The sequence below is a fragment of the Pseudomonas marginalis genome (assembly GCF_900105325.1).
GTDB classification, from domain to species: domain Bacteria; phylum Pseudomonadota; class Gammaproteobacteria; order Pseudomonadales; family Pseudomonadaceae; genus Aquipseudomonas; species Aquipseudomonas marginalis.
In genome coordinates this window covers 3,563,085-3,579,516 of record NZ_FNSU01000003.1, presented here as the reverse complement: position 1 = coordinate 3,579,516, position 16,432 = coordinate 3,563,085, and the positions used below count along the sequence as shown (strand labels likewise).

15 protein-coding genes are annotated in these 16,432 nt (G+C 60.8%); 9 read left to right on the top strand and 6 right to left on the bottom strand.

The features are described 5' to 3' along the window. Positions 1-83: 83 nt before the first annotated feature. The 3 genes from BLW22_RS25865 (at position 84) to BLW22_RS25855 (ending at position 4,033) form a co-directional block, all read left to right on the top strand. Positions 84-1,739 carry an acyl-CoA dehydrogenase family protein gene (locus BLW22_RS25865; RefSeq protein WP_065946568.1) on the top strand — a complete coding sequence of 552 codons (1,656 nt, stop codon included), beginning with the start codon at positions 84-86 and terminating at the stop codon, positions 1,737-1,739. A gap of 114 nt (positions 1,740-1,853) precedes the next feature. Further along, a complete protein-coding gene (gene amn, locus BLW22_RS25860) occupies positions 1,854-3,326 on the top strand; it encodes an AMP nucleosidase (RefSeq protein ID WP_024077553.1) in 1,473 nt (490 codons plus the stop codon). 71 nt (positions 3,327-3,397) lie between these two features. Beyond that, positions 3,398-4,033: a pseudouridine synthase gene (locus BLW22_RS25855; RefSeq protein ID WP_027605265.1), complete on the top strand. Its 636-nt coding sequence runs from the start codon at positions 3,398-3,400 to the stop codon at positions 4,031-4,033. Here BLW22_RS25855 and BLW22_RS25850 read toward each other — a convergent pair. Together BLW22_RS25850 and BLW22_RS25845 are read right to left on the bottom strand one after the other, a co-directional pair. Beyond that, positions 4,028-4,237, bottom strand: a complete 210-nt coding sequence (locus tag BLW22_RS25850; RefSeq protein WP_025999909.1) for a DUF2788 domain-containing protein — start codon at positions 4,235-4,237, stop codon at positions 4,028-4,030. The two genes, BLW22_RS25855 and BLW22_RS25850, sit on opposite strands and share 6 nt — an antisense overlap. Before the next feature lie 227 nt (positions 4,238-4,464). Then, entirely contained in the window at positions 4,465-4,944 is a 480-nt protein-coding gene (locus tag BLW22_RS25845; RefSeq protein ID WP_003194418.1) for an Lrp/AsnC family transcriptional regulator, read from the bottom strand. A gap of 431 nt (positions 4,945-5,375) precedes the next feature. On the opposite strand from BLW22_RS25845, the gene BLW22_RS25840 reads away from it, so the two are divergent. Then, positions 5,376-6,407 carry a DUF6515 family protein gene (locus tag BLW22_RS25840; RefSeq protein ID WP_065924985.1) on the top strand — a complete coding sequence of 344 codons (1,032 nt, stop codon included), beginning with the start codon at positions 5,376-5,378 and terminating at the stop codon, positions 6,405-6,407. A gap of 29 nt (positions 6,408-6,436) precedes the next feature. Here BLW22_RS25840 and BLW22_RS25835 read toward each other — a convergent pair whose 3' ends face one another. After that, a complete protein-coding gene (locus tag BLW22_RS25835) occupies positions 6,437-7,342 on the bottom strand; it encodes a cation diffusion facilitator family transporter (RefSeq protein ID WP_065924986.1) in 906 nt (301 codons plus the stop codon). Between the two features lie 9 nt (positions 7,343-7,351). Next, positions 7,352-7,771 (bottom strand): hypothetical protein, encoded by a 420-nt coding sequence (locus BLW22_RS25830; protein WP_027605268.1) that lies wholly within the window; start codon positions 7,769-7,771, stop codon positions 7,352-7,354. 241 nt (positions 7,772-8,012) lie between these two features. Between BLW22_RS25830 and BLW22_RS25825 the strand changes: the two genes are divergently transcribed. From BLW22_RS25825 to hrpB, 4 genes are all read left to right on the top strand, one after another. After that, positions 8,013-8,585 (top strand): restriction endonuclease subunit S, encoded by a 573-nt coding sequence (locus BLW22_RS25825; protein WP_065946567.1) that lies wholly within the window; start codon positions 8,013-8,015, stop codon positions 8,583-8,585. Further along, positions 8,578-10,050, top strand: a complete 1,473-nt coding sequence (locus BLW22_RS25820; RefSeq protein ID WP_074847726.1) for an N-6 DNA methylase — start codon at positions 8,578-8,580, stop codon at positions 10,048-10,050. Before BLW22_RS25825 ends, BLW22_RS25820 begins: the two co-directional genes overlap by 8 nt. A 155-nt stretch (positions 10,051-10,205) precedes the next feature. Then, positions 10,206-10,970: a hypothetical protein gene (locus BLW22_RS25815; protein ID WP_235865611.1), complete on the top strand. Its 765-nt coding sequence runs from the start codon at positions 10,206-10,208 to the stop codon at positions 10,968-10,970. Positions 10,971-11,023: 53 nt separating this feature from the next. Then, a complete protein-coding gene (gene hrpB, locus BLW22_RS25810; protein WP_074847725.1) occupies positions 11,024-13,531 on the top strand; it encodes an ATP-dependent helicase HrpB in 2,508 nt (835 codons plus the stop codon). A gap of 79 nt (positions 13,532-13,610) precedes the next feature. Here hrpB and BLW22_RS25805 read toward each other — a convergent pair whose 3' ends face one another. Further along, on the bottom strand, positions 13,611-14,699 hold the full coding sequence (locus tag BLW22_RS25805; RefSeq protein WP_074847724.1) for an endonuclease/exonuclease/phosphatase family protein: 1,089 nt from the start codon (positions 14,697-14,699) through the stop codon (positions 13,611-13,613). Between the two features lie 40 nt (positions 14,700-14,739). Next, on the bottom strand, positions 14,740-15,399 hold the full coding sequence (locus BLW22_RS25800) for a YciC family protein (protein ID WP_065925008.1): 660 nt from the start codon (positions 15,397-15,399) through the stop codon (positions 14,740-14,742). Positions 15,400-15,579: 180 nt separating this feature from the next. Here BLW22_RS25800 and BLW22_RS25795 point away from each other — a divergent pair, with 180 nt between their 5' ends. After that, complete coding sequence (locus BLW22_RS25795; RefSeq protein WP_074847723.1) at positions 15,580-16,323, top strand: DUF2076 domain-containing protein; 744 nt, start codon at positions 15,580-15,582, stop codon at positions 16,321-16,323. Positions 16,324-16,432: the final 109 nt, after the last annotated feature.

The window sequence follows — 16,432 nt, the reverse complement described above, 5'->3', positions numbered from 1 at the left end:
TGAAAAAACCGGCCTCAATCGATCTGCGCCTTTCTTTCTGGGTAGGTGTGCATTCGACAGGGCCTTTTTCCAGGAGGCCCGTCATGAACCTGCATCAGTTCGCCGAAACCCACGACGTCACCAACCAGCCGCCCTCCCTGGACGGCACCAACCTGTACCGCATCGACGTGCCCCTGCAAGACTGGTCGCGGCGCTTTGGCGCCGGCTGGGCGCAGGCGCGCATCGATGCCTACGGGGCGTTGGCCGGCGGGCCGCTGATGGCGGCCGGGTTCCTGGCCAACCAGAACAAACCGGTGTTCAGCAGCCATGACCGGTATGGGCATCGCATCGACCTGGTGGAGTTTCACCCGGCCTACCACGAGCTGATGCGCTCCGCGGTCGAGCATGGCCTGCCGTCGTTGCCGTGGGCCCATCCACAGTCCGGTGCCCATGTGGCGCGTGCGGCCATGACCTACCTGCACAGCCAGGCTGAGGCCGGCACCGGCTGCCCGCTGACCATGACCTTCGCTTGCGTCCCGGCCCTGCGCTTGCAACCGGACCTGGCGCAGACCTGGCTGCCGAAAATCCTCAGCACCCACTATGACCCGCGCAATGTCGGCATTGCCCACAAGGCCGGTGCAACCATCGGCATGGCGATGACCGAGAAGCAGGGCGGCACCGACGTGCGCGCCAACACCACCCGCGCCTATCCGGTGGGCGCCGGCGGGCCCGGGCAAGCCTATGAACTGGTCGGTCACAAGTGGTTCTGCTCCGCGCCGATGTGCGATGCCTTCCTGACCCTGGCCCAGACCGACAAAGGCCTGACCTGTTTCCTGCTGCCCCGGCACCGCCCGGATGACACCCGCAACGAGTTCTATATCCAGCGCCTGAAAAACAAATTGGGCAACTGCTCCAATGCGTCCAGTGAAGTGGAGTTTCGTGGGGCCCTGGCCTGGATGATCGGTGAAGAGGGGCGTGGCGTGCCGACCATCATCGAGATGGTCGCCATGACCCGCTTCGATTGCATGGTCGGTTCCAGTGCGTTGATGCGCCAGGCGCTGACCCAGGCCAGCCATCACTGTGCTCATCGCCGGGTCGGTGGCCGTGTGCTCAGCGAGCAACCGCTGATGCAAAACGTGCTGGCCGACCTCGCTCTGGAAAGCGAAGCCTCGCTCGCCTTGAGCATGCGCATGGGCTGCGCCCTGGACAATCTGGGCGATGAGCGGGAAGCCAAGTTCGCTCGGCTGGTGACGGCGGTGGGCAAGTATTGGATCTGCAAGCGCGCCCCGGCAATGATCAACGAAGCCGCCGAATGCATGGGCGGCGCGGGCTACGTGGAGGACAGCATCCTGCCGCGCTTGTACCGTGAGGCACCGGTGAATTCGACATGGGAAGGTTCCGGCAATGTGCAATGCCTGGACGTGCTGCGCGCACTCTCCAAGGAGCCCGGTGTGCTGGAAGCGCTGTTTGTCGAACTCGGTGACGGGCATGGAGATAAGCAGCTGGCACGGCATATCGAACACCTGAAGTCGGCGTTCATGGACACCCAGGACATCCAGTATCGCGCGCGGCAGTTGACCGAGGATATTGCCGTTGCGCTACAGGCCAAGTTGCTGCTGGAGGCCGGTCATGCGGCGGTCAGCGATGGTTTTATCGCCAGCCGTTTGGGCCAGTCGTCTGGCCGCGTCTACGGCACCTTGCCGCGTGGCGTCGATGTCGGGGCCATCGTCGCGCGCTCAAGCCCCAATGTATCTGAATAAACACGGTCCAAATGTGGGAGGGGGCTTGCAGCCATCTTGAGAGGACACTCCAATTCAAGGTTTGCGTCTGACAGGGATACAGGCAAGATAAAGGCCTGCAAGTCAGAACACAGGATGCTTACCGTGACCGAAGCTTTTGTTGTCGTTCAAACCGCCGAAGAGGCCGTGGATCGGCTGGCGGCCCTGCATGAGCGGGCTACCGGCGCGCTCAATCAAGCCCTCAAGCAATACCTCAAGGACCGCGTCGAACCCGACGCCGAACAACGCGCGCTGTTTCGCTATCCGGAACTGCGCCTGACTTACCACTGCCACGGCGAAGTCCCACAGACTACCCGGGCGTATGCCAAGGTCCAGTTACCTGGGACCTACAGCGTAACCGTCACGCATCCGGCGGCGTTCCGTAAGTATTTGCTGGAACAACTGGTGCCGCTGATGCACGACTTCACCGTGACGGTGGAAGTGGGCGTCAGCCAGCAAAACATTCCATACCCTTACGTAGTGGAGCAGGGCGACGAACTGGCCGGCTCCGGTGTGACCGCCGCGACCTTGGCGCGCGTGTTCCCCAGCACCGACCTGTCGGCCGCCACTGACGGCATCGCCGATGGCCTGTATGACTGGGAAAACACCGACCCGCTGCCCCTGGCGCTGTTCGATGCGGCGCGCGTGGACTTTTCCCTGCGTCGGCTGGTGCATTACACCGGCAGCGACTGGCGCCATGTGCAGCCGTGGATCCTGCTGACCAACTACCACCGCTATGTCGACCAGTTCATCCTGCATGGCCTGGAACAATTGCGCAGCGACCCGCGTTTTATCCGCATGGTGCTGCCGGGCAACGTCATCATCGACAAGAGCATGGACCACGGCGAAGCCTCGGCGATTGCCGCCGGCGTAGTGTGGCACCGCTACCAGATGCCGGCCTATCACCTGCAGGCCAGCGATGGCCACGGCGTGACCCTGGTGAACATCGGTGTCGGCCCGTCCAACGCCAAGAACATCACCGACCACCTGGCGGTGCTGCGTCCGCATTGCTGGCTGATGATTGGCCACTGTGGCGGCCTGCGCCAATCCCAGACCATCGGCGACTACGTACTGGCCCACGCTTATATGCGCCGCGATGGGATTCTCGACCGGGTGGTACCGCCGAACATCCCGATCCCGGCCCTGGCCGAAGTGCAGATGGCCTTGCAGCAGGCGGCGGCGAATGTCACCGGTGAGAAAGGCGAAGAGCTGAAAAAACGCCTGCGGACCGGCACCGTGCTGACCTATGACGACCGCAACTGGGAACTGCGCTGGGCCCAGGAACGGCCGTTGATCAACCTGTCCCGCGCCGTGGCGGTGGACATGGAAAGCGGCACCATCGCTGCCCAGGGCTACCGCTTGCGCGTACCGTACGGCACGTTGTTGTGTGTGTCGGACAAGCCGCTGCACAGCGAGATCAAGCTGCCAGGTTCGGCCAACGCGTTCTACGAACGTGCGGTCAGCCAGCACTTGAAGATCGGCATCGAGGCGGTGGACCTGTTGCGTACCGAACTCAACTCGCTGCACTCGCGCAAACTGCGCAGCTTCGACGAGCCGCCGTTCCGCTAAGCGGTTGGGATGGTCATTTAGCGGTCAGGCCACTAGCATTGTCGGTCCTGACCGTTAGATGTTCCTTTGCCATGTCCCGTCCCACCCGTCCCGATTCGCGCCGCCCTGGCGTGAAACCTCCGTATTCTGCCGCGCGCCGTGTTGCCAAGGCGCCACCGGCCGAGCCGAAGTTGGTGCTGTTCAATAAACCCTTCGATGTGCTGACCCAGTTCAGCGACGAAGGCGGGCGCGCGACGCTCAAGGACTTTATCGACATCCCCGGCATCTACCCGGCAGGCCGCCTGGACCGTGACAGCGAAGGTCTGTTGTTGCTGACCAACGACGGCCAGTTGCAGGCGCGTATTGCCGACCCCAAGCACAAGCTGGCGAAAACCTACTGGGTGCAGGTGGAAGGCGAACCCACCGAAGCATTGCTGCAACGCCTGCGCGACGGGGTGGAACTCAACGACGGCAAAACCTTGCCCGCCGAGGCCCGGCGTCTGGATGAACCGGCGTTATGGCCGCGCAACCCGCCGGTGCGCTTTCGCAAAAACCTACCGACGTACTGGCTTGAGCTGGTGATTCGAGAGGGGCGTAATCGCCAGGTTCGGCGCATGACCGCCGCCGTGGGCCTGCCGACCTTGCGCCTGGTGCGGGTGCGTATTGGCGATTGGACAATCGACGGCCTGGACCAAGGCCAATGGAAGGAAGTACCTGCGCGTTTATAAAGCGCCAGACTCGATGAGGCCGATCACCACGCTCTTGATGATGAACGCGGCCACGCCCAGGCCCAATACGAAAAACAGGATGAACGAACCAAAGCGCCCGGCCTTGGATTTCTTCGCCAGGTCCCAGACGATAAAGCCCATGAAAATGATCAGGATAGTGACCAGGCCGGTCATCATCCATTCTTCGAACAGGGCGGGGTCGATGTTGTTCATGGGCTCTTCCAACGGGGCAGGCGGCAAGTATACGGCAGCGTCACAGGCGCAACATTGACCTGCGTCGGTGCGTCGCACGCAGACTTCACTGTTGAAACACAGGCCAAATGTGGGAGGGGGCTTGCCCCCGATAGCGGTGTGTCAGGCTGTGTATCTGGTGACTGATACTCCATCGGGGGCAAGCCCCCTCCCACATTTGATCTTCATTGTTCATGGGATCAGGTGCGCAGGTGGGTCAGCGGCAGCTCGGTGCTGTTGAGCACCTGGTTCAGCACAAAGCTCGAGCGCACGCTGGTCACGCCTTCGATCCGAGTGAGGTGGCCCAGCAGCAGTTTCTGATAGTGGTCCATGTCCGGCACCACCACTTTCAACTGATAGTCAGCATCCATCCCCGTCACCAAACTGCATTCCAGCACCTGGGGCAGGGTGCGGATGGCTGCTTCGAAGTTCTCGAAACGCTCGGGGGTGTGGCGGTCCATGCCGATCAGCACATAGGCCGTGAGGCTCAGGCCGAGCATCTTGCGGTCGAGCAGGGCGACCTGGCGCGCGATGTAGCCGTCGTCCTCCAACTGCTTGACCCGGCGTGAGCAGGGCGAAGGCGACAGGCCGATACGCTCGGCCAACTCCTGGTTGGAGATCCTCGCGTCGCGCTGCAATTCCGCCAAAATACTCAGGTCGTATCGGTCAAGCTTGCTCATCGGGTTGGCCTTTGTTGTAACTATTGCGGTGAATTATCCATGAAGGGTTAAAAATTGCGCAAGCACTGTTTATTGACGCAATCTTCGCAATCATCTGTCCGGCGCTGGCCTGTATCTTTATCAACAGAATCACCGCCTGGACAACAGTCCACAGCAGCTCGCCCAATCAGGCGTGCTGCGGCCGCCACCCCAGCAGGGTCGAGCCGGCCTCCAGGCTGCACACTGTCCACAAGACGGCGTGAGGTGAGCCAACGTCAAAAGCGTTGAGCATGGACGAAGTTCTCAAGGGGTGGCCGACGGGTCACCCCTTTTCTTTTGCCTTAAGAAAATTGTTCTTGTGACTGATAACCTGTCTCAGAACCGGGTGAGGCTTTTCCAGTCTTATCTATGAGGCCGGACCTTCCAGGCCCTTATCCGCAGTGAGGAATAGCATGAAGCGCATCTGGCGTATGGCAGGTGTAGGTTTGCTGATAGTCACCGTCGGCACGCAAGTGATGGCCGACGAGCCGCGCCCTGAGGGGGGCGGCCAGCATGAAAGAGGGCCGGAGGGTAACGAACAGCCGCGCCCGCAGAATAACCAGCCGCGTCCACAGAACAATCAACCCCGGCCGGAAAACAATCAGCCCCGTCCACAGAACCCGCATTTTGATCGTGCCGAGCAACCGCCCCACGGCGGGCAATGGCAAGGTCGCCCGCCAGGTGCCGAACAGCCTCGGCCAGCCCCGCAGCCTGCGAATAACCTGCCGATCCAGAGTCGCCCCGATACCGTGCGCCAGACCCAGGAGCCGCGTCAGGGTTACTACCGTGACATTCCTCGACGCAACGACGACAACCGCAATTGGGAGGCCGGCGGCCCAGGTTCGCGGCCGGGCTACAACGGGCATCCCAACGATAACCGCTGGCCAGGTCGCCCCGATGGCCATGGCAACGGCTGGGGCCCTGGCCCGCAATATCGTCCCGGTTATACCGTCGACCGCTTCCCCGACCGCAATTACCGCGTGCCGTACCGTGGCCAGGATTACTTCTTCTCCGGCGGCTACTGGTACCGCCCCCAAGGCCCGCGCTATGTGGTCGTGGCGCCGCCGTATGGCATCCGCGTGCATTACTTGCCCGACTACGCGCGTGAAGTGTGGGTGGGTGGTTCGCTGCTGTTCCTGGCCGCCGGCGCCTATTACGCCTACGAACAAAGCACCCAGCAATACGTAGTGGTACAACCGCCGACGCAAGTGCTGGCACCGCAGCCAGCACCCCAAGGCAATGGTTATGATGTGGTGGCCTATCCCGCCAACGGGCAGTCACCGGCGCAAGTGCAGCAGGACGGCTACGACTGTTATCGCTGGGCAGTGCAACAAAGCGGCTTCGACCCGCAGGCCGTCACCTACGCGCCTGACCCGGCGGTGGTGCAAACCTACCGCCAGGCCCAGGGCAACTGCCTGAGCAGTCGCGGGTATCAGGTGCAATAGGGGCAGCTGCAAGCTTCAAGCTTCAAGCTTCAAGCTTGCGGCTTATAGCTTGCAGCTTGTACCTGATCCGCAGGATCCGCATGCACCAGCACTTCGGCGCGCGGGTAGGCTGCGTGAATGGCATCGGCGGCCTGGTCGCTGATGCCGTGGGCCACTGACAGCGTCAGCTCCCCCGGTAGTTCCAGGTGCAACTGCACGAACCAGTGGTTGCCGGAGATGCGCGTGCGCAGGTCATGGGCACCCAACACCCCCGGTACGCTTCGCGCCAGTTCCAGCATGTGCTGGCTGACGTCCGGCGGCAGTTCCTCGTCCATCAACACCGCAAAGCTTTCCCTGGCGATCTGGATTGCGCTCCACAAAATGTAGGCGGCGATGCCCAGGCCGAACCAGGCGTCGACTTGATGAAAGCCTATGCCCGCCAGCACCAGCGCCACCAGGATGCTGCCGTTGAGCAGCAGGTCCGAGCGGTAGTGCAACGAGTCCGCTCGCACGGCATTGGAGCCGGTTTCGCGCACAACCCGGTGTTGCAGCATCAGCAGCGCCACGGTCAGTACCAGGGAAAACACGATCACCCCAATGCTCAGCCACGGCGCGCCAACCGGTTCCGGATGCTGCAGGCGCTCGTAGGCCTGCAAGGCGATCAACACCGCACTGCCACCAATGAACAACGCCTGGGCCATGCCCGCCAGCGACTCCGCCTTGCCATGGCCGTAACGGTGATCGTCATCGGCCGGGCGCAGGGCGTAATGCACGGCCAGCAGGTTCAGCAGAGAGGTCACGCCATCGAGCAGTGAGTCGGTCAACCCGGCGAGCATGCTCACCGAGCCGCTGAGCCACCAGGCAATCGCCTTGGTGACGATCAACGCACAGGCCACGCCCACCGAGGCGCGGGTGGCCAGGCGTAATAGCCGGGCGTGTTCGGGACTGCTGGTCATAAACGATCCTTAGGCGGCGGGTTGCAGGCCCAGGAGCGCAAGTTGTTGCACGCTGCCCTTGAACTGGATCATGCGTGGATCGTCCAGCGGCAGGGTGCGACCGGTTTCCTTCTGGATGATGCTTTGCAGCTTGGCGTTGTCGACCTTTCCGTCGGCGCCGATGGCTTCGTGGAGTTTTTCCGGGTCAACCTGGGCAGTCTTGCCGGGTTCGAAATAGATCGCGCCCGTGGCGAAGTCGACGCCGAATGCGATCAGGCCAGGGATCACGTAGAACAACAGGCCCACGGCATCGAGCACGGCAATGGTCGGGTCGATCTTGCCATCGATCTGGCCACGGCGGTCGGGGTAGAAAATCGACCCGCAGGCGGTGAGTTGGCTCAGCAGGGTGACGGCGAGGACACCGCCGATGACACGGGAAGCGATACGCATGGAAAATCTCCTGTAAGAGCGAGCTTGCTCGCAAAAGAGGCTAAAAATAACGCTTGGGCTTGAATGTGCGTGGTGCTCTTGGACTTATGCCGTCGGCATCAACATCTGATACTTGGAACGCCGTAAACAATCTGAAACGTCACAAATAATTATATGCAGTAGCAATCTACTGCTTGCTTGTTATGCAGGCCGTGACATATATTGCCGCAACATTACAGAAGAGCTCTACAGCGTTGACCTTATGAAGCTTACCAAAATTCGCACGGCAGTGGTTTTTAGAAGCAACCCACCTCAGGAAAATCCAGACGGCAATGTGCGTGCGGTAGCGATCAGAGACCTGGTATCAAGCAAGCCACTGCATTGGCATGAACTCCCTCGCGTGTGGCTGGATGAAAAATATCTGTCCCATTGCCTGCGTCCAGGCGACGTTGTCCTGCCCTCACGCGGAGACTATTACAAAGCCTGGTTTTTTGAGGGCGCTGAAGAGCCTGTGTTTCCAATGGGGCAGTTGAACGTAATTACCCCCGAAGCCAACTTGAATGGTCGTTTCCTTGCCTGGTATCTCAATCAGCCCGCAACGCAGGTAAAGATAAGTGTGATGTTGACGGGTACCGGCATTAAGGCACTCACCAAATCGGCCCTGCTTTCCTTGGAAATCGAAGTTCCGGCGATGGACAGGCAAAAGCAAATTGCTGAAATGGACGAGACCACGGAAAAGATGGCCGCTATCAGGCACCGTTTGAGCGAGCTTGATCGATTGGAAACGACATTTCTCACTAACCTCATTTTGCGAGAGGGGGTTCGCCATGCTTGATCAAGACAGGAAAGGTGAAATTGACGAGGCTGTTTTGCGAAGTGCCGATGTCTTTCGCGGGTACGGTGATCCGATTGAAAGCGTCAGCTTCACCATGGCGCTGCTCTTGCTCAAGTACTTGTCCGATGTGCTTCTTGACGAGCCTCGCAAAGAACATAAAGCGATGGAGGACGCGCGCTTTATTGTGCCTGAGAAAGCGGACTTCTATCGATTACTGAGCAATGCTCGCGAGCCGGGAAATGGCAATCGTCTGAACCAGGCTCTTGCTGCATTGCAGAGTGCTAATTACGAATTGAAAGATGCCTTTCTGGGCATAGATTTCGACTCCATCGTACTGGGTAATGAGACGCCAAAAGACCGTGCCCTGGGTAGCCTGCTTCACGCATTAAATTGTGACGCGCTGGATTTTCGCCCTGTTCGAGATGGCGCGAAAGAGGCTGCAGCTTGGGCGTGTGACGCGGTTTTGACGCATGCCTCAAGCAACAGTGGTAAGCGAGGTGGTGAGTTTTTCACGACGCCGCAGATTTCCAGGTTGATGGCTCGTTTGATGCGGCCCGTAGGGGGTGAACGCATAAGTGATCCGTTTTGTGGCGTGGCTTCCACACTGATTGCCTGCAACGAATATGCTCTGAAATCGCCTTGCACGTGGGGGTGTTCACTCTATGGGCAAGAAGCTAACGGCAGTACTTTATCGTTGGCGCGGATGAGTATGATCCTTCACGGTGAAACCCATTTTCGGCTGGAGTGGGGAGATACGCTACGCAATCCAAAGTTGGTGGAGGCGAACGGCGATCTGATTAAGTTTCAGGTGGTGGTCTCTCATCCTCCCTTTTCCGTTCGGGACTGGGGCCATGAAGATGCTGAGAGAGATGGATATCGGCGTTTTTGGCGAGGTGTTCCTCCGCGCACTTCGGGTGACTACGCGTACATAAGCCACATGGTTGAAACGCTCGCATCTGAAGTTGGACGCATGGCTGTGCTCGTGCCTCTGGGGGTGCTTTTCAGAGGCGCCGCAGAGCTGCAAATCAGAAAGCAATTTATCGAAGAGAATTTGGTTGATGCAGTGATTGGTCTGCCGGCCAAAATGCTGTCGTACACATCAATCCCGTTGGCAATTCTGATTCTGCGTAAGAACAAGTCGGGTGATGATGTGCTCTTTATAGATGCCAGTCGTGATTTCCAGCCAGGAAAGATTTGGAACTCGCTGCGCGATGCTGATCTGGATCGAATTGAGCAGACTTACGATAACCGCCAAAGTGTAGAGCGTTATGCAACGCTGGTTTCACGCACGGAAATTGAAGCGAATGAGTACAACCTCAATGTGGCCCGCTATGTCGAGATAGCCGAGGATGAAGAGCAAATTGATTTAGCGATCTTGCGGGCGGAGCGTGCTCAACTCAAAACAGAACTTGAAACACTTGAGGCGAGGTTGACACAGCTTCGTGAGTGGGTCGGTCATGTCTGATCATTAACGGATCGGTGAAAATCATCAGAAACAAAAAAGCCCACCGAAGGGTGGGCCTTTTTTTGAATCACTTTCGTACGTCCGTGGGGGGAGGCTTTCGCCAACAAGTCCCTCGGCTAGTGAGTCGACTATAGGGAAGTACTGGGATGTCGTCAATGTCATTGTCATCGACAGCTACGTGCGCCGTCCAGCCAGAGATGGCTGCGGCGGCGCAGATTGCGGGCTTGGAGCCTATTCTCTTTATGGGAGCTGTACCCGAGATGCGCCACCTTCAAGCCTTGCGAGCGTCTCTTTCAGAGGCAAGAATTGCGACGTATGAGTCGGCCACTGTGGGTGCGGGTTTGCCAATAGAGCGTGCAGTAGAGCTTTATGCATGGAATGCGCAAGTATCCGGTGTCTTTCTGATCCCCTTACATATCTGCGAAGTGGTTGTACGAAATGCTGTCTCCGAGGCGCTGATTCTTAGATACGGGTCTGAATGGCCGTGGAGTGTTGGCCTGTTGCGCAGCCTTCCTACTGGCGCAGGGGCGAGATACGACGCGAAGATGGACCTGGGTCGAACCCGTGAAAAGCACCGAACAACGGGTGGCGTTGTTACAGAGCTCAAAAATGTATTTTGGGAAAAACAATTCACCAAGCGAAATGATCAGCGGCTATGGGAGCCCTATCTTTTCCAATTGTTTCCCAACCTTGATCCCAGTGGATCAGTGAAACTCCATCGACAGCGAATTGCTTGCGACTTGGAGACGATACGCCACCTGCGAAATCGAATTGCCCATCACGAGCCTATTTTCAATCGCAATCTCCACAGCGATTTACAGAAAATTTGTGAGCTGGTCGAGTTCCGTTGTTCTGATACGGCATCCATGATGCTCCAGGCTCAGCGTGTAATGGAGGTTCTAAAAGCGCGACCGTTTTGAGTCGTGCATTAGAAAGGGCATTGTTATCATTCCCGACCTATTCGGGAGCCAGTATGAATTCGTTGCCCATTGATGATGTTTTACCCGCCCTGCGTGACGCCTTGGCGAATCGCCATGAAGCCGTGCTGGAAGCGCCGCCCGGCGCCGGTAAAACCACCCGCGTGCCCTTGGCCTTGTTGAATGAGCCTTGGCTGGCGGGGCAGACCATCCTGATGCTCGAACCCCGGCGCCTGGCCGCCCGTGCCGCCGCGGAACGCCTGGCCAGCGAACTGGGGGAGAAAGTCGGTGAAACCGTCGGCTATCGCATCCGTCTCGACAGCAAGGTCGGGCCCAACACGCGCATCGAAGTGGTCACCGAAGGCATCCTCACCCGTCGTTTGCAGGACGATCCGGCACTGGACGGTGTCGGTCTGCTGATCTTCGACGAATTCCACGAGCGCAGCCTCGACGCCGACCTGGCACTGGCCTTGAGCCTGAACGGCCGCGACCTGTTTCGCGACGAGCAACCGCTGAAAATCCTGCTGATGTCCGCCACCCTTGAAGGCGAGCGCCTGGCCAGCCTGCTGGACGATGCGCCGATCCTGCGCAGCGAGGGGCGCATGTTCCCGGTGCAGATGCGTTGGGGGCGGCCGTACCAGGCCGGTGAATTTATCGAGCCGCGCGTGGTGCAAACCATCCTCGAAGCCCTGCACGATGAAACCGGCAGCGTGCTGGTGTTCCTGCCGGGCCAGGCGGAAATTCGCCGGGTCAACCAGAAACTGGCCGACGCCCTGGGGAATAGCCCTGACGTGTTGCTCTGCCCGCTGCATGGCGAGCTGGACCTCAACGCCCAGCGCGCGGCCATCGATCCGGCACCGGCCGGTAAACGCAAAGTGGTGCTCGCCACCAACATCGCCGAGACCAGCCTGACCATCAACGGCGTGCGTGTGGTGATCGATGCCGGGTTGGCGCGGGTGCCGCGTTTCGACCCCGGCAGCGGCATGACCCGCCTCGACACCCAGCGCATCTCCCGCGCCAGCGCCACCCAGCGCGCGGGCCGGGCCGGGCGGTTGGAGCCGGGGGTGTGTTATCGGTTGTGGTCCGAAGACCAGCATGAAGGGCTGGCCGCGTATGGCAGTGCGGAAATCCTCGCCGCCGACCTCGCTGGCCTGGCCTTGCAGCTGGCGCGCTGGGGCGTCACGCCCCCACAGCTCGTGTGGCTCGATGTGCCACCCACCGCCGCCTATGCCCAGGCCCAGGATTTGCTGGTACGCCTCGGGGCCTTGAATGACGAAAAACTCACGGCACATGGCCAGAAGATGGCCGAGCTGCCGGCCCATCCACGCATCGCCCATTTGTTGCTGCGCGGGCAGGACCTGGGGCTGGCGGCCACGGCCTGTGATGTCGCGGCACTGTTGGGCGAGCGCGATATTTTGCGTGGTGGCGGCGCGGATTTGCACAGCCGCCTGGCGCTGATGTCCGGTGAAGAGCGTGCGCGCGGTACTCAAGGCGGCGTGCAACGCGCCAAGCAACTGGCGCGGCAATACCGTGGCCATTTGAGAGGCCAGGCGACCCGGCCGGTGGCCGACCCCGACCACCCGCGCTGGCTCGGCGCCTTGCTGGCGCTGGCCTACCCGGACCGTGTCGCCCAGCAACGTCGCCCCGGCGGTGCCGAATATCGCCTGGCCAATGGCCGCGCGGCATTATTCGCCGAGGCCGACAGCCTGATGAAACAACCTTGGCTGGTGATCGCCGACCTCGGCAGCCGCCAGGGCCAGCGTGAAGAGCGTATTTATCTGGCGGCGGACTTCGATCCGGCGCTGTTCGACACGGTGCTCGCGGAACAAGTGCGCAACGTCGATCAACTGGACTGGGACGAGCGCGAAGGCGTGCTGCGCGCCGAACGCCAGCGCAAAGTCGGTGAACTGGTGCTCAGCCGCGAACCGCTCACCGGCCTCGACGAAGCCGCGCGCAGCCAGGCGCTGGTCAACCTGGTGCGGCGCAAAGGCCTGGAGCTGCTGCCCTGGACCCCGGAACTGCGCCAATGGCAATCCCGCGTCCTGCTGTTGCGCCAGTTGGACGCCGGCAAAACCAGCGAATGGCCCGACGTCAGCGACAGCGCCCTGCTCGCCGGCCTGGAGCACTGGCTGATGCCCTACCTGGGCAAAGTCTCGCGCCTGAGTCACTTCGCCAACCTGGATATCTCCAGCTACCTGCACAACCTGCTGCCCTGGCCGCTGCCCCAGCGCCTGGACGAACTGGCACCGCAGCATGTGAAGGTGCCATCGGGTTCATCGGTGCGGTTGGACTACAGCGAACAGCCGCCGATCCTGGCGGTGCGCTTGCAGGAACTGTTCGGCCTGGCCGACACCCCGCGCATTGCCGGCGGGCGCCAAGTGGTGAAGTTGCACCTGCTGTCCCCGGCGCGGCGGCCGGTGCAGGTGACCCAGGATCTGGCGAACTTCTGGCGCAGTACCTACGCCGAAGTGAAGAAGGATCTGAAGGGCAGGTATCCCAAGCATTACTGGCCGGATGATCCGCTGATAGCCGAGCCGACCGCGCGGATCAAACCCCGAAAGTAAGCGTGGCAGAGATTCAAATGTGGGAGGGGGCAAGTCGAATCGTTGCACCGGCCCTCCCACATTAATCTTGTTGTGTGGGTTATTGCGCGGCGGGCAACAGGAACCGCGCAATCACCGGCAGATGGTTGGAAATACGCAACGTATCCTCCTGCCGCACCTTGGCCTCCACCCGCTTGATCCGCGGGCTGTAGAACAGGTAATCGACGGTGCGATCCGGGCCATCGATGCTCGGGTCATTGGGAAAGTACGTCAGCCATTTCTCACGATCAATCCCACTGGATTGGCTGTTGCTCGGGATCATCGGGTACTTGTCCCACAGTAAATGCAGCTCGCTGTCCGGCGAATACTGCCCGCGCTTACCCGCCTCCAATCGCAGGAACTGCCCCAGGGGCAGCAGGTTGAAATCGCCGCCGATCAGCCAGGGCGTGCCACGGCCTTCGAATTTATCCAACAGCTTGACCGTGCTGATGACCTGTTCCTGCACCGCATTGCGCCCCGGCGCGTCGCCATCCAGGCGTGTGTTGAGCACCGCCAGTTGGCCGCCATCGCTCAGCGGCAGGTAGGTCAGCAGCAAGGCCGGCTTGGGTTGGAACTGGCGGCTGATGATATTGGCCTCGGGCGCCGGCAATTGCAGGCGTTCGGCGTGTTCGATCTGGTAGCGGCTCAGGGTGGCCAGCTTGCGGCCGACGCTGCCGAAGATATGCCGGTCGGGCACGAAGTCGGCTTTCCAGTCGAAGGCCTGGGCACTGCACGGGTAGAGGTCGACCAGGCGCTCCTGCAAAAGCGCCAGTTGGTCCTGATAGTGGGAAGGCTTGGCGTTTTCGTCGAGTTCCTGCAACAGCAGGATGTCGGGTTGTTCATCGCGAACCACCCGCGCCACTTCGTCGAGGCTGGCGGCCATGTCCTCTACGGTGGGGCGGTCGTCCGGGCCGCTGCCGTCGGCAGTGTCGTACCAGAACACGTAGTTCTTGCCGGCCAGGTATTGCACGTTCCAGGTCATGACCTTGAGCGCCTGCCCGGGCAACAGGGTTGGCGCACGGGGCGCGACGCAACTGACGGGCAGGGTCTCCTTGGCGGCGGGGCGCCAGGTCAGGCTGTAGATCAGGGCCGTCAGCAGGCCTGCGACGATCAGCAGGCCCAGCAGGGTGATGCGCAATAAACGGGTCATCGGCTCGGCTTATGGCGTTTCAGGAGTGGCGTGGAGCATATCACCGCGCGTCGGCATCGCCACCGATCAGCATGAATAAACGGAACAGCACCACGCTGGTGAACAGTTGCAGGAAGCTGTGGGCGCTGTCCATCAACAGCCCCAGCAACGGCGCGGGGTTGGGATAGGCCGCGACGCTGGCGCCCTTGAGCAGCCACAGGGGCGTCATGACACACAGCAGGCACACCAGGATTCGCCAGAAATGCCCACGGGTCAGGCGCAGACTTTCCTTCATCGCCTCCAGCGCCGGCATGCCGCGCAATACCAGCAGGTACTCGGCGAACGCCAACACCACCATCAGCCACAGGCCCGGCAGGAAATACAGCGACAGGCCTAGCAGAATCAGGAGGGTACTCATGGCGGTCAGCAGGGCGAAGCGCGGCCACAGGGTCAGGGCCATGGCCCAGATGTCCTTGGTGCGCGGCGACTCGCCACGGGTGCGGGCGTCGAGAAACAGGATCAAGGCACCGGTGTACAGCGGGTACACCAGCAAGCCCACCACCACGCTGTAGCCGGGGAACGCATCCGCGCCGAGCGTGTGGTCGAGCAGCTGTTGCAACAGGGCTTCGAGGATCACCAATGGCAGGCACAGTTGGACGATTGCGCCCAGGTTACCTCGGGTAAAACGGAAGGAGTCACGCAATACGTCTAACGGATTCATCGGGTTCATCGCAGGCCTGAAAGCAAGGGCAACACTTTAACCGATCATGGCCAGCGGTAAGCAAATGTAAACCTTGAGTAAAGACCATTGAAACAACTCGTAACACCCCCATAACGGTTAAGCACCTGGCCTGATCACAGGCAAGGCCACGATTTCTACCGGCAATCTAACGAGGTCGCCATGAACAGCGAAGAGCAAACCCTGATCGATGGACTGTTTTCACGGTTGCAGCAAGCCGAAACGGACTCAGCCCCCCGCGACGCCCAGGCCGAAGCGCGGATCAAGGAGCATATGACTCGCCAACCGGCCGCCGGGTACTACATGACCCAGTCGATCCTTGTTCAGGAACACGCGCTCAAGAGTCTCGACGCGCAGAACAAGCAACAGGCGCAGCAGATCCAGCAATTGCAGGATGAGTTGCAGCGGGCCAAGTCCGCACAAGCGGCCCCGGCGAGCGGCGGTGGTTTCCTGTCGAGCATCTTTGGCGGCGGTTCCCGTGATCCGCAACCGGCCCAGACCGCTCCGGCCTCTTCCGGCGGCGGCTGGCGTGAACCGGCGCGGCCGTCCTTTGGCCAGCCAGCGCCGCAACAGAACTATCAGCAGCCGCAGCAACCTGCCGCCGCGCCCATTGGCAGCGGATTCCTCGGTGGCGCGATGAAAACCGCCGCGGGCGTGGCCGGTGGTGTGTTGCTGGCCGAAGGCATCAGCAGCCTGTTCAACCACAACTCGCAACAGCCGCAGGTGGTGGAAGAGATCATCCGTGAAGAGCCGGCGCCCGCCAGTGACAACGGCAACTGGGGCAACGATGACCAGAAGTTCGCCGGCAATGACAGCTGGGGCAGCGACAATGCCTCGGACAGCTTTGCCGACAGCGACTATTCCGACGATTCCTCTTCCTTCGGCGACGACGATTCCTTTGTCTGACCCTTCCGGCCCGGGGCGCTGAGCCGCCCCGGTCTGATTTTTCCCGGCAACCTTCTCGCGGCTGGCATACTGGCACCCTTTCCGGGCCCTGGCGCCTGGCTGTCATGGG